The following is a 23,701-nucleotide window of genomic DNA, read 5'->3' as shown; positions in this document are numbered from 1 at the left end:
GGTGAACGGCGGTGCGCGGTCCGTTCGTCACATCGTGTGAAGGGTCCGGTGGAAGTTCCGCAGGAAGTTGTCCACAGGCTGGGGACCGAGGACGCGCGATGCCCGTCCGGACGGGCAGTATGGGGTCATGACTGAGAGCAACGGGTCCGACGCGCCGGACCGGGCGGACCACCAGACCGAGCGAGTGCAGCAGACCGGGGAGATGCCGGACTGGGAGAAGCGCTTCCGCGCGCCCCGGGTGTCCCTTCCCGACTGGGCGGAGGACGCCCCCGACCGTTCCCTTTTCGTGTCGAACGCGACGGGGACGTACGAGCTGTACGCCTGGGACCGGGCGACCGGTGAGCAGCGCCAGGTGACCGACCGGCCGAACGGCACGACGGACGGGGTGCTCTCGCCGGACGGCGAGTGGATCTGGTGGTTCGACGACAAGGACGGCGACGAGTTCGGCGTCTGGCGCAGGCAGCGGTTCTCCGGCGGCGAGGACGAGCTGGCCGCCCCGGGCCTGGACCCCTCGTACCCGGCGGGCCTCGCGCTGGGCCGCGACGGCCGCACGGCGGTCGTCGGCCGCTCCACCGACGAGGACGGCACGACGATCCACCTGGTGCGGACGGGCGAGGCGCCGGTGGAGCTGTACCGGCACCGTGAGTCGGCGGGCGTCGGCGACCTCTCCTACGACGGATCGCTGATCGCCGTGGAGCACACGGAGCACGGGGACGCGATGCACTCCGCGCTGCGCGTGATGCGCCCCGACGGCACGACGGTCGCCGAGCTGGACGACACCCGCGGCGGCGCCGAGGAGCTCGGCCTGGAGGTGCTGGGCTTCGCACCCGTGGCGGGCGACACCCGGCTGCTCATCGGCCACCAGCGGCGCGGACGCTGGGAGCCGATGGTGTGGGACGTGGTGACGGGCGAGGAGACCGACCTGGAGCTGGACCTGCCCGGCGACGTCAGCGCCGAGTGGTACCCGGACGGCAGCGCCCTGCTCATCGCGCACGGCTTCGAGGCGCGCGGCGAGCTCTTCCGGTACGACCTCGCCGGTCGCCGGCTGGAGAAGATCCCCACGCCGCGCGGCGCGGTCTCCGGTGCGACGGCCCGCCCCGACGGCAGCGTGGAGTACCTGTGGTCGTCGGCCGCGCAGCCGCCGGCGGTGCGCTCCACGTCCGGCGGTGTGGTCCTGGACCCGCCCGGCATGAAGTCGCCCGGCTCGGTGCCGGTGGAGGACGTGTGGGTGGAGGGCCCGGGCGGCCGCATCCACGCGCTCGTGCAGAAGCCGGCCGGCGCGACCGGCCCGCTGCCGACCGTCTTCGACATCCACGGCGGCCCGACCTGGCACGACAGCGACTCCTTCGCGGCGGGCCCGGCGGCCTGGGTCGACCACGGCTACGCGGTGGTCCGCGTCAACTACCGCGGCTCCACCGGGTACGGCCGCGCCTGGACGGACGCCCTGAAGTACCGGGTGGGCCTGATCGAGCTGGAGGACATCGCGGCGGTCCGGGAGTGGGCCATCTCCTCCGGCCTGGCCGACCCGGGCCGGCTGATCCTCACCGGCGGCTCCTGGGGCGGCTATCTGACCCTGCTGGGCCTCGGCACACAGCCGGAGTACTGGGCGCTGGGCATCGCGGCGGTCCCGGTCGCGGACTACGTCACCGCGTACCACGACGAGATGGAAGCGCTGAAGGCCATGGACCGCACCCTGCTGGGCGGCACGCCCGAGGAGGTCCCCGAGCGCTTCGAGGCGTCGTCCCCGATCACCTACGTCGACCAGGTGAAGGCTCCGGTCTACATCTCCGCGGGGGTGAACGACCCGCGCTGCCCGATCCAGCAGATCGAGAACTACGTCAAGCGCCTCGAGTCGCGCAACGCGGTCCACGAGGTCTACCGCTACGACGCGGGGCACGGCTCGCTGGTGGTGGACGAACGGATCAAGCAGATCCGTCTGGAGCTCGACTTCGCGGCCCGGCACCTGCCGCAGTGACGGCGCCTCCCGCGCGCCGGAGGAGGCTTCGGCTCCCTGCCGGCGCGCGGTGGTCCTGGCGCGGGCGAGCGGCAGCCCCCTTGCCCACCCCGGAGGGGCTCCCGCAGGTGCCGGGAGGGGGAGCGGCCGCGACGGGTCAGCGTGCACTCCGTGTCCGCCGCCCCAGCAGTTCCGCCAGCCCCCGGCGGGTCGCCGCCAGGACCACACGGTCGCCGGCGCGCAGGACGTACGTGTCCGGCAGGTCCCACACCAGGCCGGAGCCCGGCGGATCGCCACCCGCGGTGCGGCCCCGGGCGGCCGTGTCCAGGGCCAGCACCCGCCAGGCGCCCGGCCGGAACGCCTCGGCGACCGTGCGCCCCTCCAGCTGCGGATGCCCGTTGACGACGACCGCCGCGAACAGCAGCACCCGCCGCTCCACGGGGATCGCGCCCAGGATCTGGCGGCCCATCATCGCCCCGGCGAAGGCGGGCGCGGCCAGGTGGGACACGGACCGGCTCCGGGTCAGCGCGGCCGGGTGGGCGGTGCGCAGCGTCCGGTAGACGGCCTTGGCGAAGTCGTCGTCGTACAGCCGCAGTACCGCCCGCAGGTCGGGGCGTACGGAGCGGGCGTAGAGGACGGCCTCCAGGTTCGTGGTGTCGGCGCTGGTCAGCGCGAGCAGCGCGTCCGCGCGGTGGATCTTCGCCGACTCGAGGACGCCCTCCTGCGTGACGTCCCCGACCACGACCGGTACGCGTAACCGCCGGGCGACGGCCACACCCCGCGCCTCCGGGTCGGCCTCGACGCACACCACGGGGATGTGCAGTTCGCGCAGCCGGGTCAGCACCCGGGTGCCGATCTTGCCGAGCCCCAGCAGCACCACGTGCCCGCTCAGCCCGCGCGGCGGCTTCCGCAGCGCGGACGCTGTGCGGAAGGTGCCCAGCGCCTCCAGCACCGCGGCCAGCAGCACCGGCAGCAGCAGCAATCCGACCAGCCCGGACAGCAGTTGCAGCACCTGCTGCCCGGTCGGCGCCCCGAGCGCGGGCTCGTTGATGGCGAACAGGTCGAGCAGCGTGATGTAGATGGCGTGCAGCGGAGGGTCGTCGGTCACCACGATCAGCGCCACCGCCAGCGCGACCACCGCGGCCACCAGACCCGCCAGCGACCAGCGCAGCCGCGCGGAGAACAGCGAGGCGAACGGCATCACCCCGGCCCGCCGGGCGGGCAGCGGGGGACCGGAGTACGACACCTGCTCCAGCACCACCGTGCCGCGCCCGGTCGCCGCCGCCACCGCCTCGGCGTCCGGCAGCAGCCGGGGCCCGTCGCCGCTGTCCTCGGAACCCTCCGCGCCCGCGGGGTCGCTGCTGGTCGCGGACAGCAGCGCCAGCGTGCACAGCCCCGGGTCGGCCACCTCGCCGGGCTGCGGCGGCCGGCGCTCCACCGCCCGCAGCAGCAGCCCCTCCGCGTCGACGACCTTGCTGGTGCCGACGAGGGCGGTGGCGACCAGCGCGGGCGCGGTGGTGTCGGCGTCGGACAGCACGGTGGTGGTGATGTCGGCGTGACCGCCGCGGCCGCCCGCGGTGGTGGCGCCCGCCAGTTCGGCGGCCTGGTCGAGCAGTCCCTCGATGTGCTGGCCGAGCCGCCGGTTGTAGAGCCGCAGGACCAGGCGCAGCCGGGGGTTGAGCCGGCGGGCGGTCAGCGCGGCGCGGATGTTGGTCTCGTCGTCGTCGTACACGAGGGCGAGCGCGGCGGCCCGGTCCACGCCCGCGTCGGCGAGCACGGCCTCGGTGGGCTCGGCGGCCTCCATCACCCGTTCGTCGGGGACCAGGGTGTCGTCGGAGCCGCCGGCGCCGCGGTTGACGGCGGTCACCATCCGGCCGAACAGCGCCGCGGAGGCGGCCCGGGCCCGTCCGGCCATCGGCTGGGGCGGGGTGCGCAGCGAGGGAGGCACCACGAGAACCACCTGTTCCCGGTAGACGCCCCGCAGTTCGGCGGCGAGGCGGTGCGCCAGCCCGTCGTCGCCGCACACCACCATGTGGGCCGACGGGTCGCTGGGCGGGGCGGGGTTGGGAAGGAGGCTCACCACAGGGCAGAAGACTGCCTGATCTTGACCAGTGGTTCCAGGGCGGGACGAGGGGCGGCGACGACCCGTCCGTGCCGAGGCGCTTCGCGCACCCGCGTGAAGCGGACGGCGCGTCGCCCGAAGACGGCGCACCGCAGGCGTTTTTACACGCCTCATACCTCTCTGCGACGTACACGAAATTTGTCGTACGGTAAACTTTACTCCGCCTTGATGCTCTGTTGAGCTGACGAACGCTCAGTCCGCGAGAAGCGGGCCCGGATGCGAGGGGGGACGTGACATGAAGCGACGCGCAGTACGCCGCGACACGAACCGGCCCGTGCGCATCGACATCACCCCCCGCGACAGCGTTCCCGAACCCGGCGCCCTCGTCCTCGGCGCCTGACCCGCCCGGCTGCCGCCCCTCCGTCAAGGGCGCCGGCAGACCGACCGCACGCCACCGCCCGCCCGATCCGGGCCTCCCGGCGTCGCGCCGTACGCGGACCAGGACCACCCGCCGTCACCCCTCACCGCACACCCGCGGATCCCGCGCGCGACCCGGCACCCCGCCGTCCGTCCGCACGCCGACCCGAGCCCCTCGCAGGCACTGACGCCGCCGTCGCCGACCCGGAGGACCGACGCCCGTGCACAACACCGCCACCATGCTCATCGAACTGGGCGCGATCATCCTCGCCCTGGGCCTGCTGGGCCGCCTCGCCGGACGCGTGGGCTTCTCGCCCATCCCGCTCTACCTGCTGGCCGGACTCGCCTTCGGCCACGGCGGCATCCTGACCCTGCAGGCCAGCGAGGAGTTCATCGCCGTCGGCGCCGAGATCGGCGTCATCCTGCTGCTGCTCATGCTGGGTCTGGAGTACAGCGCGTCCGAGCTGGTCACCAACCTCAGGACGCAGTACCCGTCAGGGGCGGTGGACTTCGTCCTCAACGCGGTGCCGGGCGCGGTGGCGGCGTTCATCCTGGGCTGGGGCCCGGTCGCGGCGGTGGCGCTGGCCGGTGTCACCTGGATCTCCTCCTCCGGCGTGATCGCGAAGGTGCTCGGAGACCTGCGCCGGCTCGGCAACCGCGAGACACCGGTGGTGCTCGGCGTCCTCGTCATCGAGGACCTGGCGATGGCGGTCTACCTGCCGATCCTCACCGCCGTGCTGGCGGGCGCGGGCCTGGCGGGCGGCTCGGTCACCCTGCTGATCGCGCTCGGCACCGTCGGCGCCGTGCTCTACCTGGCGCTCCGCCACGGACGCCTGATCAGCCGCGCGGTGTCCTCGGACAACGCGGAGATGCTGCTGCTGGTCGTGCTGGGCCTGACGCTGCTCGTCGCCGGTCTCGCCCAGGAACTGCAGGTCTCGGCGGCCGTCGGCGCGTTCCTCGTGGGCATCGCCCTGTCGGGTGAGGTCGCCGAGGGCGCGAGCAACCTGCTCACCCCGCTGCGGGATCTGTTCGCCGCCGTCTTCTTCGTCTTCTTCGGTCTGTCCACGGACCCGGCGGACATCCCGCCGGTCCTGGTCCCGGCGCTGCTCCTGGCGCTGGTCACGGCCCTGACGAAGATCGCGACGGGCTGGTACGCGGCCCGGCGCGCGGGCATCAAGGGCGCGGGCCGCTGGAGGGCGGGCGGCACGCTGGTGGCGCGCGGCGAGTTCTCCATCGTCATCGCGGGCCTCGCCGTCGGCGTGGAGCCCCGCATCGGCCCGCTGGCCACGGCCTACGTCCTCATCCTGGTCGTCGTCGGCCCGCTGACCGCGCGCTGGACGGAGCCGCTGGCCCACAAGCTCATCGGCCGTCCGAAGACGCCGGTCGGGACGGAGCGGGCGGCGCCGGAGCCGGCGGAGGTGTGAGGGTCACTCGCGGCCGAGGACGTCGGCGGCGACGCCGACACCCTCACGGGTGCCGATGACGATGAGGGTGTCACCGCCGGCCAGCCGGAAGTCGGGCCCCGGGGACGGGATGGCCTCGGCACGGCGCAGCACGGCGACGACGGACACACCGGTCTCGGTGCGCATCCGGGTGTCGCCGAGCACGCGCCCGTTCCAGTGGGAGGTCGCCGGCAGCTCGATCCGCTCGGCGACCAGCCCCAGCTCGGCCGTCGCCAGCAGGTTCGGGCTGTGGTGCGAGGGGAGCAGCGCGTCGACGACGGCGGCCGCCTCCTCGGCGTTCAGCTTCAGGCACACCGCGGTGTCGTCCGGGTCGTCCCTGCGGTAGACGTTCAACGTCCGGGAACCGTCGAGATGGGCGATCACCGACAACCGCCGCCGCTCCCGCGTGACGAGGTCGTACCGCACCCCGATCCCCGGCAGCGGAGTGTGCCCCATACGCCCAGCGCCGCCCATGACCGTCCCCCTCCACCGTCTCAGTTCGCCTGCGGGCCATGACCGACGGCACCCTACGGCACGGGAAACGGAGGGCGACATCCGGGCGGACGCGCGCTGCCGCACCACGACCGCGACGCCGACACGGTCGCGCGCACCCGACACGGACGGGGCCAGGGGCGAGCCTGGGCAAAGCCCCAGCGTACGGCCGCCCAGCGCACTCGGTTACTCTGCGGCGACACCCGGAGGGAGCCGGGATCCCGCACGCCGGGCCGGGAGTTCCGGCCGGCCCGATCTTCAGGAGTACCGCCCGTGAACGGACCGCGCCGCCGCGCACTGCTGGCCTCCGTCAACCCGATGCTCGAGCCCGGGGAGCGGATCGAGGCGGTGACCATCGTGACCACCAGCCCTGTCTCGCTCGGCAGGACCACGGCGTTCGCCCTGGCGTCGGCGATCGTGAGCGGCGGCAGCACGACCATGGCTCCGGCTCCGACAGCGATGCACCTGGTCATGACCGACCGCCGTTTCTTCCTCTTCCGCGCGGAGCCGCTGGTCGTCTGGCCGCGGGAACTGGTGATGACGTTCCCACGCACCGGCCTGGTCCGCTCGGAGATCGACGACCGCGGGATCAACTCGTCCTTCGTCCTGTCCTACCCGGGCTACGAGCAGAGCCTGCAGCTCACGTTCTCGGCGTTCGGCCGCAGGAAGCGGGACCGGATAGCGGCGGCCGTGCCGGTCGCGGGCTGAAGGCGGGGGGCGGCTCGTAGCGCGCCCTGTTCCGCACGGGCGAAGGGCGCTGCACCTACCCGGCCGGGGGCGGCCAGGGGGCCCGGCGTCAGGCCCGGCCGAGCTCCGCCGCGCCGAAGGACACGTCGAAGCGGTCGCACCAGATGCTGACGCTGGTGAAACGGGACGGGTCGACATCGTCGGGCACGGCGTAGTTCTGGCTTCCCTTGTTGCCCTTGAGCTTGCCGAGACTGACGTACTCGCCGTCGTCGAAGACGTGCCAGCCTGCCTGTCCCTCCTTCACCGGCGCGTCGGTCAGCCACACCCGCAGGTCCGGTCCGTTGCTCGTGTCGAGGTTCTCCAGCCGGACGACGTGCGAGCCGTCGTCCAGCCGCACGAGTTTCACCGTGCCCGAGGTCGCGTGCTCATGGCTGATCAGCTCACCGCGGGCCAGCGTGCGGGGCCCGGCCGGAGAGGAGGGCGCCCCGGACGGCTCCGACCCGGCGGTCTCCGGACCGGCCGCCTGCTGCTCCCCGGCGGGCCCAGGGGTCGCCCGGGCCGTGGGCAGGGCCTCTTCCACGGTCTGGTCCTGCCACAGCTTCCACGGCTGGAACCAGTACAGCCCGAAGCCGGCCAAGGCGACCGTCACCAGCAGCGCCCCGATGCCCAACGGCCTGCCCAGCAGCTCCCGTACACGCGCCATGCCCGCCTCTCCTCTTCGCGGTCGTCCTTCGTCACCCCATACAACTGGCTCGGCGGCCGTTCCCGCACCGGAGGGAGATGACGAAACCCTTACGGCGCACCGCGCGAACGGCCGAGGCAGGTGACCGCTTCATGGGCGCGCCCGCCACGCAGCGAGCCGGATGCCGGAACGCGGTCACCCGAGATCCGCGTCATCCGCCCACAACTCCCCAGGACACAGCGACCAGAGGGCAGGATGGCCCCATGACAAAACTGTCCGTACGGTCAACCCGACGTGCCTCCTCCGGTTCAGTGCTGTCCTTGTGGTCACAGGACTCCGTGTTGTCGATCGGTTCAGTGGGATCCGTGCTGTCGGTGGGGTCCGTCGGTTCGGCCTTGTCAGTGGGTTCGATCGGAAGCGCCCTGTCGGTCGGCTCGATCGGTTCCGCCCTGTCGCTGATCTCGACCGGGTCGTGGCTGAGTACAGGATCACTGTTCTCCGCACAGTCGCGGTGGTCGGTGCTGTCCTGGCGTTCCTCTCACGGTTTCCTGGCCGCGGGAGCGGTAGGGGCAGCGACCGGAGGCGCCCTGCTGATGACCCGGATGCTGCACAAGGCCGATACCGGCACCGGATGACCCTGATCAGGTCGAGGGGTCGCTTCGCTCGGCGTTCGGACCGGAACGAGTGCTGGGGCCCTGCGGGGCGGGGGCGGGCCGGAAGACGGTGCGCGGACAGGGACGGCCGTCCGGAGTCATAGCGGTTGCTGTACTCCGCCGACGAGCACGCTGCTGTACGCACGACAGAGGCCACTTACGGAATTCCGTAAGTGGCCTCTGACCAGCGTCGGGGTGGCGGGATTTGAACCCACGACCTCTTCGTCCCGATCTCTCGGCTGGGTGGCTATGGCAGTCCAGGGCGCAGATCGTGAAGTTGTCGACGGCCGATGAAAGCCGCCTTCGAGTGCGGTGGTTGCTGTACTTCGCTGCTGTACCGCTAGCAGCAGTACGAGCCCGGTGCCCGGCCGCTACGATGCGCAGGCGGGGCAATGTTCACGCGATGGGGGAGGGGCAATGAGGATCAAGGACCCCGAGTACCCGGCAGCGATCGAAGCGGCCGTGGAGATCCTGCGGAAGCGGGCCCGGCAGGGACGGACCATCACGTACGGGGAGCTGAGCACCGAGTTGGCGGTACAGGGCTTCGACTCCATCCCGCCTCACCGCGGAGTCATGACCTACCTGCTCAAGGATGTCTGCCTCCACCGCAACGAAGACGGACGAGCACCGATGCTCTCGGCGATCGTGGTGAACAAGGCCAGCCGGGAGCCGTCCGACCAGTTCTCCGGTCTTGCCCGGAGCTTGCCCTTCTCCCGGCCGGCGAACTGGACCTGGCAAGACGAGCAGCAGCAGGTATTCGCTCAGCACCGCGAGGAATGACGTTGGACCTCGACATCCGCTTTAAGGAGTTCGATCCCGACCCGCTTCGGCTGCGGTCGGCGACTGGTGGGACGGCCGGGCAGAGTCGCTGGTGTACGCCTCCGTCCGGCGCCGTTGATGTCAGCCGTAGACGTCGCCGTGAGGTCGTCTCGGGGGCTGGCGGACATGCTCGGTCACTGCGGTTGCTGTACCTCGCCGCTGTACTGCAGCAGTAGCCCTGTCACCCAGCGGCGTCGGCGAACAAGCTTCCAGCTTCCGCGAGCGGGCGCCACACAACAGCCGTATGACGACCTGAGTTGCCCGGGGCAGGGTGTGGCACCTGGCCTTCCTGGCCAGGTAGTGAACCCACTTACGGTCGGCGGCCACGTCTCGTGCTTCCTGGCGGTGCAGACTCAGGAGAGGAGAACCCTTCGCGCTAGCTCCCTCCTACGTATATACGAGCCTATTTTGGGTCGAGTATGGATAATCACTTCACTGCAATGCGCCGTTCTGGCAGAGTGACTCAGCTGACCATGCTCTGGACGGAGAAGCCTGCGTGGAAGACATCTCGGAGTACGACGAAGACCTCTGGGAGGACTGCGAAGATGATCGGTTCGCGTCGCCTCAGATCACTTACCGGGAGGCTGTCGAACGCCTTCTGAACCTCGCGAGCAAACGCACCGACGTACGTGTCGAGTGGGACGGCAAGCAGGAGTGGGACGGCCGGCGGTGGCGCACAGATGCACGTGTCGTCTTCCCCGAGGCCGATGGTCTGCGTGCGCATTTGAAGTCGACAGCGCAGCTTCACCTCTTCGAGCGCATCGTCAGCTCAGGAATCCCGCTGCCTGAGCGTCACGCTATCTGGTACCCAAAGGAAAGAGTGATCACAGCTCGGCTCGTCGGCGACTTCGACCAGTTTCATAGTGCTTTGGTGCGTAGCCTACTCCCACGGCAGAAGCGAGCCGCCGACCTGGAGGGCCCTCTGGGCGCTGACCTGGCCGCCATGCTCGCCTCGACGGGGGCGTTCTGCGTGAGTGAGGCGGCAGACGGCTCAGGCCGCTCGTTGCGGCTGGTCTCTGTCCCACCTGAGCTGTCCTTGCTGTACAACACGCGCCACGGAGGAGGGCTCTCACCGAGTGTGGAACTCTCGGGGGTTTCGGTCTCGAACGCAGCTGAGGCACAGAAGGCGCTGGTCGCGTACGGCACCTCGTACCTGTTCGGCCTCGCCAAGGCTCAAGGAGCATCGCTGCGCCTTTGGGACACCGGATATAGACTCGGGAGCCGAAGGGGACCTTCTTACTCGAAGAAGATTCGTTTCCCTCAGCGGCAATACGACGCAGAGCCTGCCGAGCTTTATGGCGCCGGCAATGCTGCGGGGCGTCACCCTGTCGAGCGGTACCTGAAGTACTACCAGGTACTCGAGTTCTACATGCCAAAAGCCGTCGACTGGGAGGTCACCCAACAGGGAGTTGCCGGACAGAATCAGGCGCAATCTCCGTATATTCGCCCTCCGAAGGACGGCAGCCTGAGGATCGAGCTGAACCAACTCGACGCCGTGATCAACCTGGCGGTGACGCAAGCAGACGTCGTCGGACTCTTGCGAGATCGGGATCTGTTTACGACGCTGAGTAACCCCCACATTATTCAGCATGTTGAGACGCTCGAGCACGACGGCTCCGGTGCCCCGCTGCTCAGCAGTGACTACCGCAAGGCCGTCTCTTCACGGGTATACGGGATCCGAAACCGCATTGTGCACATGAAGGAGGGAGGTGGTGTTAAGGGCGCTCCTCTCCTGGGCCTGCACAGCCGGGAAGCACGAGACCTGGCTGCGGATCTCAGACTGCTCCGCTACCTGGCAGAGAAGGCCATGGAACGTTGGGCCACAGCCTTGCCCTAAGCGTTGTCCTGTAAATGATCTCTGAGGTGCAGGATGACCTGCTGGCTTCTCCGTCACCCGGTAAGGGTGAGGGTTGTGCAGGCGGGCGATGCCGAGCATGGCGTAGTGGACGCCGTCGCCTTTGAGGCGGCAGCCGCGGAGGATCTTCCAGGTCTTCATGCGAGCGAAGGTGTGCTCGACGCGGGCTCGGACCTTGCGGTGGGAGGCGTTGTGTTCCTCTTTCCAAGCTGGTAGTTCGGTCTGGCCGCGTTCACGGCGGTGCGGGATGAGCAGGCCGGTGCCGCGGTAGCCGCCGTCCGCGATGACCGTGGTCTTGCCGACGGCGTCCTTCGTGCCGGACGGCTCCCATGCTTTGCAATCGTTGCGGTTGCCGGGCAGTGGCCGGCCGACGGCGAGGACGAGCCGGGCGTCGGCGTCGATGACGACCTGGTGGTTGGTCGAGTAACGGTAGTTCTTCGACTGCTCGGCGATGGTGTGATCGCGGGTTGGCACCAGGGTGCCGTCCACGAGCAGCACGGTGTCCTTGCGGAACCGCTTTCGCTGTTGCAGAGCCAGCGAGGGCCTGAGGTGATCGATGATGCGCTCCGCTGCCGACTTTGAGATGTCGAAGAGCGGAGCGAGCTGCCCGCAATGTCAGGTTCGTCCGCCAGTACGCGGCGACCAGCAGGACCCGGTCCTCCAGCGGCAGGCTCCCCGGCCGTCCCTTGCGGACGGGGTCTACGCCCTCGCTTCGTAAGCGGTGATCAGCTTGCCGAACTGCCGCGGGCTCAGTCCGCTGAACGGGGCTATCCAGGAAGGCTCCGACGCCGTGATCACACCAGTGACGGCGCGATCATTCCTCTGCTTCAGGTGCTCCCTGCTCGAACGCGAGGCGGCAGCGTTCAACCTGCTTGGCCACCTGCTCCATGAACCAGCGCATGATCTCGTAGGGGATGACGTGCTCGTCGTGGCTGTGGATGTGGACGGTCGGCTCCAGACTCGGGTCCTCGTCGGGTATCACCGCCACCACGAACGCAGTTCCTGGCAGGTGTGTCTCTGCTTTGGGAATGCTGGGCAACATCGCGGGAGATCCGGCCCGGCCGCTCGCCGACTGTCTGGCCGACGTGCTCCGCGGCGTCCGGTCCCTGCACGAGGACACGTGCGATCTGACCTACCGGGCCAGCCCGACCAGCACGGTCGTCGCGGTCCGCGTCGGTGGGGGAGCGCTGGAGTACCTCGTCCTCGGTGACTCGACCCTCCTCCTCGCCGGGCAGGACGGGAAGACGACCGCTGTCACTGACGACCGTCTGGATCAGGTCGGCAAGCGACTCCGTGCGTCGGTCGATCGACTGCCCACCGGCACGCCCGAGCACGCTGCCGCCCTGGCCCAGTACCGCGACGACCTGACGGGACTCCGTAACCGGCCGGGCGGCTTCTGGATCGCCGGCCCCGAACCGCGGGCAGCCGAGCACGCCCTCACCGGAGCGGTGCCGCTGGAGTCGCTGGCGTCCGTGACCCTGCTGAGCGACGGCGCGACACGCCTCGTCGACCGGTTCGGCCTCGCCGACTGGACGGACGTGCTGGACGTGCTCGGGTCCGCCGGCCCGGGCGAATTCATCCGCCGTGTGCGGGAAGCGGAGAACGGCGATCCCGACGGCCAGCGATGGCCTCGCGGTAAGGCAAGGGACGACGCGACGGTTCTTCACTGGGTGCTTCCGTCGTAGCCACACGGTCGCCCCTGGAATTGAACGCGTGCACGACACCCGCCACACCTGCGCCTCGCTCCTCGCGGCCCTGGACGTACACCCGCGCATCGCGATGCAGATCCTGAGGCACTCAGAGATCGCGGTCACCATGGAGTACACACACGTGCCCTCCGCGAGCTCGGTGAGGCACTGGGCGGCGGCTCTCAGAAGGAGCAGCAGGAGCGGGCGGACACGGACGGCCGTCCAGAGTCATAGCGGTTGCTGGACTCCGCCGACGAGCATGCTGCTGTACGCACGTCAAAGGCCACTTACGGAAGTCCGTAAGTGGCCTTTGACCAGCGTCGGGGTGGCGGGATTTGAACCCACGACCTCTTCGTCCCGAAGCAACTGAGACGGGGGTGCTGCCTCGGGTCGGCTTGGCTGTCACCTGCACTGATGTTCCGTAGACGTCCGTGCTCGTCCGCCATCGTTCGTCGGCGTTGTCACGCAGTTAGACACTCACCGTCGCTGCTCCTCGTGCACTGGACCCCTTCCCCTGGCCCCGTCCCATCTGATGCGCCTGCGCTGCGCGACAATTACGGGCACTAAATGTGACATCCGTCACAGGGATCGTGATGTCGTGAGCAGCATGGTGACGAGCTCGACGACTTGTCTGAGCGCGCTCAATCGCTGAGCGGTCGCCTAGCGGCCTCTCTGGAGGCCGGAGGTCAAAAATGACTCCAGAACAAGAAGAGGTTCCGCAATAAGTATGCGCATAAGTACGGCCGATAATTATTGGCGGGGCCAGAGCGCACAAGAGTCCCCACGTGGCGGCGAGTTGGCACGCTACGCTCTACGCGTTACTCCTCTTCCTCCATGTCGTCTCGGCCGACAGCCAGGTTGGCCGAAGCTCCCCGGTGTCGGGGTGCCCTGAGAAGAGAGGGGTAGCAATGAGGGTTCGATTGTTCAAGAAGGCCGGGAGGAAGTGGCCTGACTCCGACCGTTGGCAAGTGATTTTGTCAACGCTCAGCCTTCTGGTGGCGGTCGTTGCTCTCGCGGAGCAAGTAGGGCGGTGAGCCTGGCCGTGTGATGAACGGCCAGGCTCACCTACTGCTCCGTGGGTGCTGGCCCAGCCTGGTTGCGCCCAGGCTGGGCCACGCCACGGAGCCGACCTCAGGTGACTCATCGCGTGGTTCGCAAGGTCAAGTTGGACTCGAAGTTGAACTACAAGTTGAGACACAACCCAAGCTACACGGGAACAGTGCGGCTATGAGGCTGAGTGCTCGCTTGGAATCCGTGCAGGAGGCAAGTAGACAGGTTGGCGGGTGCTCGGGCACTCGATAGCGAGAGGGGTAGCTCCGAGAATCCGGAGGTGCCCCTCTGACCTGTGTGCCCCGGCAGATTCGAACCTGCGACGCCCGCTTTAGGAGAGAGGCCGGGTGATCTGCGGGCTGAGCTGCGGCTTCGTCGGTCGAGGAAGCGGGCGGCTACTCGACCGCGGGGCGCCGGTGCTGACCGTGGCTGACCCCTGCATCTGGCACGGTTGTGGCACGAACCTCAGCCGACGACAGTCAGCCACGACGGCGGGTGCGTCGACCGACCAGGCGCGCGTATGTCTCGCTGCACCCCCGCCGGCCTCCGCCGCGCTGCCAGTGCCGTCGACCAGAGCAAGCCGCGGCGTCCGACACGTGATGACGCTACCTGAGCCCTCAGCCTGGGAAGTTCAGGTTTTTGGCGGTAATTGTTTCTGCGGTGAAGTGGCGAGGGAGCCTGGCCTGACCGGCGGCCTGGTCCCCGCCGTTCCCTGTGGCTCCCTGCACACGATCTGGCACGTGAGCCTCGGTCGTTTACGGCCTTGCGGTCGTTGACCAAGTGCTTAGAAGATGCCGGCAAGCCTTGATAGTCCGACCCAATCCGCCTACGCCAGCCCGTACCGGACCGCCAAGTGTTGTTGTCGCCCGCTGGCGTGGCCGTCACCGCCGTCGGACGCTTCGTTGCGGACGGCCTCCTAAGCCTGTCAGACGTCTTGGGCTTCTGCCGTTCCTGGCCAGTGTCGGGTGACCTCGAACGACCCAAGGGGGCCCACAGCTGATCAGGCGCGCACCCCAGCTGATGGTCGGTCCACATCGGTGGTAGGGCGACAGTCTCAGGCACACTCGAGTTACTGAAGGGTAGTTTTGCTCTTGACCTTACAGGGATCAGGCGTCTGGCTTACGATTGGCTGCTATCTGTGGGGGCAGTAATTGGGGGTCCTAAATGGTTCGCCGGAAGCGGCGGGATCGCACTGCAGTGAAGTCTCCGTCGGACGCTATTGTCCGTCAGTCAAGAAGTGAGTCAGCGGTTTCTCCGCTAACAAATGCTCCTCCAGGTGAGGGGAGCAAGCTTCCAAAGAACGCGATAAGGCGAATCAATCTTGGACAGTCGTTCGCCGAATATGACGATAGTCTGGATGACCCAACGATTTACGTTCACACTCCTGCGTTGGCCGCAGCCCAAGATCCGCAGAGCGGAAAGGTCTTCTTTGTCGGCAGGCGAGGAACTGGGAAGACAGCTATTAGGAAGTACTGTGCTCAGAACAGTGAGTCGGCGCGCGTCATTGTGCCAGAAATTTTCAGCCCGTCCTCCACGTTGCATGAGGTCGATCTATTTGAAAACGTGAAGCAGCGACCTTTTAGGTCGCTTGTTTCCGCATTCCGCCGCGCTCTGCAGATCGAGCTTCTCAATATTTGGAGTGCCTCGCACCCCGCCCATCACGATTTGCCGCGAGTAGTGGAGTCAGAACTAGATTCTTTCGGCTCCACCGACTTTGATCTAAGGTGTCTTCGCTTCATCTCAAGCATCAGTCGAGCCCTTATTGATGGGGATGACGAGCGCTGGCTACAGGAGAATAAAGCTCATCGTGAGCTGGCTGACGCTATGAAGACAATGGAAAGTGGAGGGAGCGGAGTTTACACGCTTCTGATTGACAGTATCGATGACTATTGGGAAGGGACTGATGAAGGCCTTGTATATCTGACGGCCTTCATGCACGCGTGCCTTGAGACCACTACCCAAATCCCCTGGGTCAGGACTGTCCTCTTTCTGCGAGAGAATATTTTTGAGCGGGTGCGCGCGAGGGATATGGAGTCGTCTCGCTTCGAGACTGCGGTTGTCGGTATGGAATGGACAGAGCGACAGTTGCTTGAGCTTGTGGAGCGACGGCTCAATCGGCCTCTGACGGCAAAGTATGCCCTTGACGGATCTACGTGGCGGGCATTTGTAGAGAGCCCTGAGGACGCTTGGAAGAATGTTATGGAGTACTGCCAGAAGCGTCCTCGTGATGTGTTGATCTATGCAAGCAATGCCGTCGAGTCTGCCCAGAACACAGGCCACGAGCGAGTCCATATCGAGGATGTGCAGCAGGCTCGGCGGCGTTTCTCCGACAACCGATTCAAGGATTTGGGGGACGAGTATTCCGAGAACTACCCGCAAATTGCGGTAGTTCTGTCGAGATTCTATGGACTTGGGCGAGTGTTCACCTTTGGAGGGATCGAGTCTTTTATTAGGAAGTTGCACAATGATCAAGAGGTCGTTCGCCTGTGTGGTTCATGGCTTTACGAGAATTCCTCCCCGGAGCTTTTTATTCGCCTGCTGTACGACATCGGTTTCGTAGGACTGCGGATCGAGGGGAAGCCTCCAAAGTTCAGAGCTTTGGGCCCGCAAGACACAAGTCCGCCGCCTGTCACCGACACCACCGACGTGGTGATCCATAAGTGTTATTGGGATGCCCTCGACCTCCAAGATGCCCTGGTTAGGCATCTTCCGGAGCAAAAAGAGTTTGGCAAAATTGGAATTATTCAGGATCTTCCCGGTGGATTGGATCCTACTGAGTACGCAGAGCACATTGATCTGGTGATGTCCACGTTGGCAGACCTGCCCATGGGCCATGCTGGAGCAACGGACTTCGAAGAGGTAGTCGGGGACGTTATAAAGCTTTGCTTCTTCCGTGCCTTGGAGAATGTAGAGGATAAATCCAGGGACGTTGAAGGCCGAGTGATCCGTGACTGGGTAGCGGCGAACCGGGCCCAGGCTGGTTTTTGGGAGTCAATCAGAGTTCGCTACGATGCAATTCAGGTGATCTGGGAATGCAAGAATTACGCAGATCTGTCAGCTGATGACTTCCATCAGGCGAGTTACTACATGAACGACGTTGGTGGGCGCTTCGTGGTGTTGGTTTTTCGCGGCGACGTGAAGTCGTCGCATTATCAGCACATTCGACGCATTGCCAATGACAAAAGGGGGTTTGTGCTTCCGCTTACCGAAAGGGACCTGTTCATTTTTCTGCGGCAGGCGAAGAATGGGAAGGTCAAAGAGGATCATATCCAAGAGCGATACGACTCTGTACTACGTAAAATCTCGTGACGATCGGCCCGCACTTCGTAGAGAAGGTCGGTGGAGCGGCTTTGGGCTGGAGCTGCTTTGGGGCGAGTGATCATGACCCCGCAAGCTGATGGTGAGTCGGGCAGTCTGTGTACCTGCCTGTTAAAGCACGACGTTGGGGCCATGATCTTAGAGGCTCGCCCCAAAGTGGCTGCTTAAAGCCGCGGAGCCGACCGCCCGAGCCACAGAGGATCTCTTCCACGTTATGCCCGCAGCCGTCGAGCGCGCCGCCGGGCGCGGCCAGCCGGGGCGCAGACAGGAGGCAGGCCGCGCCGCAGAGGCGGCGCGCGCCCGCGCCGTGCGCGGGCCTTGAACTAGTAGAGAGACTTTGAATCACGCTCATCCTGGCGGCTGTTGATGCTGCTCTTGAACCCGGTCGCTATCGGCTCGTGGTGTAGAACCCTGGGTATGGGGAGTGAACGGCGTGAGCGGATGCGGGTGCTTGGGGCACGTCTTCGGGCTCTGCGTGTGGAGGCTGGTCTGACGGGTGCTGTTCTGGCTCAGCGGGCTGGCGTTGGTCAGCCGACGGTCTCCAAGGTGGAAACCGGGCGCATGGTCCCCAGCGTCGATGTCCTGGACCGGCTGTGCCGGGCGCTCAATCTCGATGAGTCGGCGGCCGGTGAAGTCCGTGACCTCCTCGTCGCCGTCGAGTCTGCGATCGCCACCGACTCGGAATCGGCGGGGCTGCCCGCTGGGCTCGTCGTTGATGATGCGGTTCGCGGTGCTCGGTCGGTTTGGTCCTTCCAGTGCGTCGTTCTGCCTGCCCTGGTCCAGAGCGCGGAGTACGCCCGTCACGTCTTCGAGAGCGCGCCGGACTTGACCCCTGAGGCGGTCGGTCGGGCTGTCGCTGCGCGTGTGGAGCGGCAGAGTGTGTTGTATGAGCCGGGGCGCGAGTCGGTGTTCGTGCTGACGGAAGCCGTGCTGCGGACCTGGCCGGGCACGCCGGCGCTGATGCTCGCCCAGCTCGACCGGCTGCTCGCCGTCGAGAGCCTGAGCACCGTGCGACTGGGCGTCATCCCGTGGCGCCGCCCGGTGCCGCTTCTGCCTCGTCACGGCTTCACACTGTGCGACCAGCAGGCCGTCGTGGTTGAGGCGTTCACCGGTGAACGGGTGTCGGTCGACTCCGCCGAGGTGGCTGCGTACGAGGAGGCCTTCCACCGCTTCCAAGAGGCATCCGTCTTTGGTGGCGAGGCGCGCGAGCTGTTGTTGCGTGTGATGAAGGAGTTCCGCGAGCTGGGAGACACAGTCACCCCTTAGAGGAATAATTCCTCAACATGCCTAGCGTGCTGGCTTCCCGTGGGCATAGCCTGCCGTCGCGCTGTCTAGTCCCCTAGACGCAGACAAGGAGCTTGCCATGCGTACCAAGTGGTGCCGCGCCTTCCCTGGTCTGGCCGAGCAAGTAGTCCAGGCCCGTCACTTCGTCGCTGCCTTAGTCGCCGAGAAGGGGCCGGTCGATGACGCCACCCTGGTTGTCAGCGAACTGGCCACCAACGCCGTACGTCATTCGCTGAGCGGTGCGGAAGGCGGTTGGTTCCTCGTGGTCGTCGGCTTCGGTGACGGCTTCGTCCGTATCGAGGTGGTCGACCAGGGCGGCGAACGGGTACCACACCTGTGCGATGTGACCAGCCAGGAAGAGGGCGGGCGCGGGCTGCTGCTGATCGCGTCCTGTGCGAAGGACTGGGGTGTGAAGAACTGGCCCGACGGGCGTTCTGTCTGGGCGGAGCTGGCTTGGGAGGGCGCGTGACCGGGAGCCGCTCGCTGATGGGTGGCCGTAACCGTGCCGGCGGTGACGGGTGACTCCTCGGGGTGTGCCTCGGCGGCGGTCGCGCTTCTTCGTCGTTGAAAGTCGTACGGGACGGCGCCTCCCTCCCATTCCGTCTAGGGCCCTAGACTCCTGGGTACTTCTGGGAGGTGTGGTCATGTCGGACGAGTTGCAGCGGATCATGGCGATCGATAATCCGTACCTGCTTCTGCGTGAGGTCACCACTAGGCTGGCCGCTGCGCAGCAGGAGGTGACCGAACTCGCCCGGCTCCGCCGCCGCGTGGTTCAGGACCTCCACGCGCAAGGAATGTCCTACGCGCAGATCGCCGAGAAGGCCGGCCTGAGCCGCGGGCGTATCCATCAGATCCGGCACACCGGCCCGGCGCCTGAGGGGGTCTTCTTCGGGACGGGTGCCGTCACGGTGGTGACGCCGCTGCGGTGGGACGATGCGAAGAAGCGTCCGGTCGTCGCCATGGCCGACATGAACTCCGGCAAGCGGCTGGAGGAACTGGCGAAGTCGTACGGGCTCGACGTCAGCTCCGGTCACGTGCAGGTGAGCGGCGAGGTCGACCTCAACCGTGACGGCCTGGTCGTTGTCTGCGGTCCGGGCATGTCCCAGGCCATGCGCGACCTGTACGCCCAGGACCCGGTACTCGCCTGGGAGCACCCGGAGGGCGAGCCCTGGGCGCTCGTGGACCGGCGCACCGGCACGGCGTACCACGGAGGCGCGGACCTTGAACCGAGCCGCCCGCATGACGTCGGATACCTGGGCCGACTGCCTCGCCCGGACGGCAACGGCTCGGTGCTGGCCATCGCCGGCATCCACACGGCAGGCTCCCTCGGCGTCGTCCACATGCTCACCTCGGACCTCAGCACGCTGTGGGGACAGGTGGGGGAGCGGCACTTCTCCACGCTGGTGAGTGTTGAGTACGACCCCGAGACCGAAGAGCCGCAATCCGCCGAACTCCTCTGCCCCCTCTACCTGCACGACGAGGAGGCGACGGCGTGAACGTCGCCCTCGGCTCGCTGCCCGCCGAACCTAACCAGCACAACGAGGACTTCGCGGCTGCCGCTCCCGGTGCGGCCGTCCTCCTCGACGGTGCCGGGGTCGCCGGGGCCGAGACCGGCTGCGTCCACGGCATCGCGTGGTTCTCCTCGACCCTGGGCGGACTGCTGCTGGGCAACATCGCGCAAGATTCCGCCCGGCCGCTCGCCGACTGTCTCGCCGACGCGATCCGCGGCGTCCGGTCCCTGCACGAGGACACGTGCGATCTGACCTACCGGGCCAGCCCGACCAGCACGGTCGTCGCCGTCCGCGTCGGCGGGGGAGCGCTGGAATACCTCGTCCTCGGCGACTCGACCCTCCTCCTCGCCGGTCAGGACGGGAAGACGACCACTGTCACCGACGACCGCCTGGACCAGGTCGGCAAGCAACTCCGTGCGTCGGTCGACCGACTGCCCACCGGCACGCCCGAGCACGCTACCGCCCTGGCGCAGTACCGCGACGACCTGACGGGACTCCGCAACCGGCCGGGCGGCTTCTGGATCGCCGGCCCCGAACCACGGGCAGCCGAGCACGCCCTCACCGGAACGGTGCCGCTGGAGACGCTGGCGTCCGTGACCCTGCTGAGCGACGGCGCGACACGCCTCGTCGACCGGTTCGGCCTTGCCAACTGGACGGACGTGCTGGACGTGCTGGGGTCCGCCGACCCAGGCGAACTCATCCACCGTGTACGGGAAGCGGAGAACGGCGATCCCGACGGCCAGCGATGGCCTCGTGGTAAGGCAAGGGACGACGCGACGGTTCTTCACTGGGTGCTCGCGTCGTAGCCACACGGTCGCCCCTGGAATTGAACGCGTGCACGACACCCGCCACACCTGCGCCTCGCTGGTCGCGACCCTGGCACCCGCGCATCGCGATGCAGATCCTGAGGCACTCAGAGATCGCGGTCACCTGGAATACACACACGCGCCCTCCGCAAGCTCGGTGAGGCACTGGGCGGCGGCTCTCAGAAAGAGCAGCAGGAGCGGGCGGACACGGACGGTCGTCCAGAGTCATAGCGGTTGCTGTACTCCGCCGACGAGCACGCTGCTGTAAGCACGACAAAGGCCACTTACGGAAATCCGTAAGTGGCCTCTGACCAGCGTCGGGGTGGCGGGATTTGAACCCACGACCTCTTCGTCCCGAACGCGATCGGGCCCACCTTGACCTCACCTCAGGTCTCCTGACTTGCCGATCCCTCGTCCGCCAGCGTCCATCTGCGTCCCGGGCCGTCCTCAGTCGGCTGCACCGTTTGGCCCCCTGTTTGGCCCCCGTATCGGCATGGCTGATAGGGGGGCAGCTTCGGAGTACCTCCTCATCAGGCGAGGAGATGCCTGCCCAGATGGGGAGCCGGTCGCGCAGGGCCCGCCACGCTGCCTTGCATCGATCTGGTGCCCACAGCGAAGACCGCTGCGGTATGCCCTGGCGGTGACGCGGTTGCTCTCACGCTTAGCAACTTGGTCATCCTTCAGACAGCCACGGCGCGAGACGGCATGATGGAGGCAGTGAGCGGTCTCGACTGAGGAATGAAGGAAATGGCGCGTAGAACCTTTTTTAGTTTCCACTACGAGCGTGACGTTTGGCGTGCCAGCAATGTCAGAAAGAGCAGTCAATTCATCATGGGCACGGAATCCCAGTGGATTGATGCATCTCTCTGGGAGGATGCCAAACTCACGGGAGATGCGGCATTGAAGCGGCTGATGGATAATGCCATCACGGGCACGAGCGTAACCGCCGTGCTCATTGGTGCTGAGACGTACAACAGGAAGTGGGTGAGATACGAGATTCAGAAAAGCGTCGAGAAGGGTAACGGTCTATTCGGGATCTATGTCCACAACATTCGAGACCAGTCGGGTTGGAGGGACAATAAGGGATTGAATCCTTTGCCTTCCGGCTACAGGACTTATGACTGGGTTTACGATGACGGTCGGAATAATCTTGGAAGTTGGGTCTCTCTTGCCTATGCGGAAAGGTGACTGATGTGTGAGTTCTGTAATATCATTTCAGGGGACGCAGAGGCGCGGATCCTCTATCAAGATGAAAGCAACATAGCCTTCTTTCCGTTGAATCCAGCGACCCTTGGTCATACGCTAGTGATTCCCAAGGTCCACGCAGCAGGAATATTCGATATAACGAGCGAAGCGTATGAGTCTCTTAGCGCGGCGACTTTGTCTGTGGCGCATGCTATCCGCCGAGCTTTGAACCCTGAAGGCATGAATGTGATCAGTTCAACTGGGCGAGTGGCAACGCAATCGGTGTTCCATCTTCATGTTCACCTGGTTCCACGATGGTCGGGGGATAATATGAAGCTCGCATGGCCGGACGCTGGTGAATCGCCGTCATTTGACGTTGACGAGGTTGCCCAGAGGATTATGGCTGAGTTTAGCGCCTGAGGTACCACCAAAACGCTGCTGCCGCGTGCGCTGTAATCAGGAGCCCGTAAAAGTTAACCATGGTATGCGATACAACTACATTCTTCCACCTGATAGAAGACATGTACGGACCGACGTTCATGGAGAATAGCTCGACCGCCGTTCCGGGCTTTCTAGCTTCCTCGTATAGGGCGCGGAAAAGGCGCTCCTGTCGGAGGTAGTAGCTGTCTAGTATCCAAAAACCTGCCACCGGAATAATAGCCACTGCGGCGATTTTCCAACTGGCACGGTTGACTGCAAACCCCAAAAAAGCTCCTGCCAGGGTCATTGTCCACCCTTTGATCAGAAATGAACCATTTCCGAGACGGGTCACGATTGCTTGAATCATCTCAAGGTGCTTGACCTGGTGGTCCTGGATGGCTGTGGTCGCAGACGACATATGGCCCCCTCTATATCTTTTGATTGATCGGTCACCTTAGCAGATCAGGATGACCGCCTGGTAACTAGCAAGGGGCGTAGGGTAGTGAACAGTGAACCATGGCGGCTGACTCAAGAGTCAGTACGCGAGATGCTCAGGAATGGCGAGTCGCAAACAGTCGAATTCAAGGCGACACTCACGAATGCTACGGTTGCCGCTAAAGAGATCGCTGCTATGGCCAACAGCGGTGGGGGCTTTATATTCGTTGGTGTAGATATAAATGGGAATCCCACGGGGCTTGATGAAAAATCGCGATCTCGAGCACAGGAGCTCGCAAGTCGCGTAGCGGGTTCCATTTTTCCCTCATCATATAGAGGTGTTCAGCTCTACATCGGCGAATATCCGATTAATCGGGCTATTGTCCTCGCACTCGGAGTCCCTGATCTGCCTGAGAAATTTAGGCCGATCAGGACAGCAGATGGTTCGGTTTATGTTCGGCGTAATGACCACGTCGTGAGGGTTTCCCTCAGTGCTCCACCGGCCAAAGTAGGTGCGGCAGAGCAAAAAGAGCTAAAGATATTCGTTGCTATGTCATTCCAGGTCGACAGGGAGCCGGCGCTAGTTGACTACTACCATGCAATGAGGCGGGCAATCGGTAGGAGCGGCATCAAGTGTCGCGTTGACCGGGTTGACGAAGTGCCCGGAGACTACGAGGTTACGGCAAAAATTGAGGAGATGATCACTTCCGCCGACGTCGTAATTGCTGATTTTACCCTCAATAGTCCGAACGTCTACTATGAGGCCGGGATAGCGCGAGGTGCTCAGGTTTATACCATCAGGACCGCTCGAAAGGATACTGAAATACCATTCGATGTCGGCACGAAGAAATTCATTCTCTATGCAAATGCGACAGAGCTCGAAGAATCGCTCATAGTGCCGCTGCAAAGTGCTGTGGGTGACCTTTAAGCTTCAGAACCCG

19 protein-coding genes and 2 pseudogenes are annotated in these 23,701 nt (G+C 65.8%); 16 read left to right on the top strand and 5 right to left on the bottom strand.

Going from position 1 to position 23,701, the window contains the following annotated elements; genetic code table 11:
- Window positions 1-127 precede the first annotated feature (127 nt).
- Window positions 128-1,975, top strand: coding sequence for a S9 family peptidase (locus ELQ39_RS14410; RefSeq protein WP_242592128.1), 1,848 nt, complete (start codon window positions 128-130; stop codon window positions 1,973-1,975).
- A gap of 136 nt (window positions 1,976-2,111) precedes the next feature.
- Here ELQ39_RS14410 and ELQ39_RS14405 read toward each other — a convergent pair whose 3' ends face one another.
- Window positions 2,112-3,986 (bottom strand): NAD-binding protein, encoded by a 1,875-nt coding sequence (locus ELQ39_RS14405; RefSeq protein ID WP_190004820.1) that lies wholly within the window; start codon window positions 3,984-3,986, stop codon window positions 2,112-2,114.
- 668 nt (window positions 3,987-4,654) lie between these two features.
- Here ELQ39_RS14405 and ELQ39_RS14400 point away from each other — a divergent pair.
- A complete protein-coding gene (locus ELQ39_RS14400) occupies window positions 4,655-5,857 on the top strand; it encodes a cation:proton antiporter (RefSeq protein ID WP_242592127.1) in 1,203 nt (400 codons plus the stop codon).
- A 3-nt stretch (window positions 5,858-5,860) separates the two neighbouring features.
- Here ELQ39_RS14400 and ELQ39_RS14395 read toward each other — a convergent pair whose 3' ends face one another.
- A complete protein-coding gene (locus ELQ39_RS14395) occupies window positions 5,861-6,331 on the bottom strand; it encodes a cation:proton antiporter regulatory subunit (protein ID WP_242592126.1) in 471 nt (156 codons plus the stop codon).
- A 309-nt stretch (window positions 6,332-6,640) separates the two neighbouring features.
- Between ELQ39_RS14395 and ELQ39_RS14390 the strand changes: the two genes are divergently transcribed.
- Window positions 6,641-7,075, top strand: a complete 435-nt coding sequence (locus ELQ39_RS14390) for a hypothetical protein (protein WP_225625577.1) — start codon at window positions 6,641-6,643, stop codon at window positions 7,073-7,075.
- Window positions 7,076-7,163: 88 nt separating this feature from the next.
- Here ELQ39_RS14390 and ELQ39_RS14385 read toward each other — a convergent pair whose 3' ends face one another.
- Entirely contained in the window at window positions 7,164-7,757 is a 594-nt protein-coding gene (locus ELQ39_RS14385) for a DM13 domain-containing protein (RefSeq protein WP_242592125.1), read from the bottom strand.
- A gap of 242 nt (window positions 7,758-7,999) precedes the next feature.
- Between ELQ39_RS14385 and ELQ39_RS14380 the strand changes: the two genes are divergently transcribed.
- From ELQ39_RS14380 to ELQ39_RS14370, 3 genes are all read left to right on the top strand, one after another.
- Window positions 8,000-8,371, top strand: a complete 372-nt coding sequence (locus ELQ39_RS14380) for a hypothetical protein (RefSeq protein WP_242592124.1) — start codon at window positions 8,000-8,002, stop codon at window positions 8,369-8,371.
- A 435-nt stretch (window positions 8,372-8,806) separates the two neighbouring features.
- Window positions 8,807-9,169, top strand: a complete 363-nt coding sequence (locus ELQ39_RS14375) for a hypothetical protein (RefSeq protein ID WP_242592123.1) — start codon at window positions 8,807-8,809, stop codon at window positions 9,167-9,169.
- A gap of 535 nt (window positions 9,170-9,704) precedes the next feature.
- Window positions 9,705-11,045, top strand: a complete 1,341-nt coding sequence (locus ELQ39_RS14370; RefSeq protein WP_242592122.1) for a hypothetical protein — start codon at window positions 9,705-9,707, stop codon at window positions 11,043-11,045.
- 53 nt (window positions 11,046-11,098) lie between these two features.
- Here ELQ39_RS14370 and ELQ39_RS14365 read toward each other — a convergent pair.
- Both ELQ39_RS14365 and ELQ39_RS14360 read right to left on the bottom strand, forming a co-directional pair.
- Window positions 11,099-11,894, bottom strand: a pseudogene (locus tag ELQ39_RS14365) (transposase).
- Complete coding sequence (locus tag ELQ39_RS14360) at window positions 11,878-12,054, bottom strand: hypothetical protein (protein WP_242592121.1); 177 nt, start codon at window positions 12,052-12,054, stop codon at window positions 11,878-11,880. The pseudogene ELQ39_RS14365 and the gene ELQ39_RS14360 overlap by 17 nt, the downstream one beginning before the upstream one ends.
- A gap of 55 nt (window positions 12,055-12,109) precedes the next feature.
- On the opposite strand from ELQ39_RS14360, the pseudogene ELQ39_RS14355 reads away from it, so the two are divergent.
- From ELQ39_RS14355 to ELQ39_RS14315, 10 genes and pseudogenes are all read left to right on the top strand, one after another.
- Window positions 12,110-12,748: pseudogene (locus ELQ39_RS14355) on the top strand (integrase); the annotation flags it as partial.
- On the top strand, window positions 12,648-13,121 hold the full coding sequence (locus ELQ39_RS32695) for a tyrosine-type recombinase/integrase (RefSeq protein WP_443334342.1): 474 nt from the start codon (window positions 12,648-12,650) through the stop codon (window positions 13,119-13,121). The pseudogene ELQ39_RS14355 and the gene ELQ39_RS32695, both read left to right, overlap by 101 nt.
- Before the next feature lie 1,844 nt (window positions 13,122-14,965).
- Window positions 14,966-17,110, top strand: a complete 2,145-nt coding sequence (locus tag ELQ39_RS14345; protein ID WP_443334341.1) for a P-loop ATPase, Sll1717 family — start codon at window positions 14,966-14,968, stop codon at window positions 17,108-17,110.
- 426 nt (window positions 17,111-17,536) lie between these two features.
- Window positions 17,537-18,385 carry a helix-turn-helix domain-containing protein gene (locus ELQ39_RS14340; RefSeq protein WP_242595609.1) on the top strand — a complete coding sequence of 283 codons (849 nt, stop codon included), beginning with the start codon at window positions 17,537-17,539 and terminating at the stop codon, window positions 18,383-18,385.
- Between the two features lie 97 nt (window positions 18,386-18,482).
- Window positions 18,483-18,872 carry an ATP-binding protein gene (locus tag ELQ39_RS14335; protein WP_242592118.1) on the top strand — a complete coding sequence of 130 codons (390 nt, stop codon included), beginning with the start codon at window positions 18,483-18,485 and terminating at the stop codon, window positions 18,870-18,872.
- A 175-nt stretch (window positions 18,873-19,047) separates the two neighbouring features.
- The gene (locus tag ELQ39_RS14330; protein ID WP_242592117.1) at window positions 19,048-19,899 is read left to right on the top strand and encodes a sigma factor-like helix-turn-helix DNA-binding protein; all 852 of its coding nucleotides are present in this window, start codon (window positions 19,048-19,050) and stop codon (window positions 19,897-19,899) included.
- A complete protein-coding gene (locus tag ELQ39_RS14325) occupies window positions 19,896-20,720 on the top strand; it encodes a protein phosphatase 2C domain-containing protein (RefSeq protein ID WP_242592116.1) in 825 nt (274 codons plus the stop codon). The genes ELQ39_RS14330 and ELQ39_RS14325 overlap by 4 nt, the downstream gene beginning before the upstream one ends.
- A gap of 747 nt (window positions 20,721-21,467) precedes the next feature.
- Complete coding sequence (locus tag ELQ39_RS14320) at window positions 21,468-21,908, top strand: TIR domain-containing protein (RefSeq protein WP_242592115.1); 441 nt, start codon at window positions 21,468-21,470, stop codon at window positions 21,906-21,908.
- Window positions 21,909-21,911: 3 nt separating this feature from the next.
- Window positions 21,912-22,325: an HIT family protein gene (locus tag ELQ39_RS32690; RefSeq protein ID WP_443334340.1), complete on the top strand. Its 414-nt coding sequence runs from the start codon at window positions 21,912-21,914 to the stop codon at window positions 22,323-22,325.
- 502 nt (window positions 22,326-22,827) lie between these two features.
- A complete protein-coding gene (locus tag ELQ39_RS14315) occupies window positions 22,828-23,688 on the top strand; it encodes an RNA-binding domain-containing protein (RefSeq protein WP_242592114.1) in 861 nt (286 codons plus the stop codon).
- The last annotated feature ends 13 nt before the right edge of the window (window positions 23,689-23,701 follow it).

The organism is Streptomyces sp. GB4-14, assembly GCF_022696125.1.
GTDB classification, from domain to species: domain Bacteria; phylum Actinomycetota; class Actinomycetes; order Streptomycetales; family Streptomycetaceae; genus Streptomyces; species Streptomyces werraensis.
This window is presented reverse-complemented; position numbering and strand designations above follow the sequence as displayed.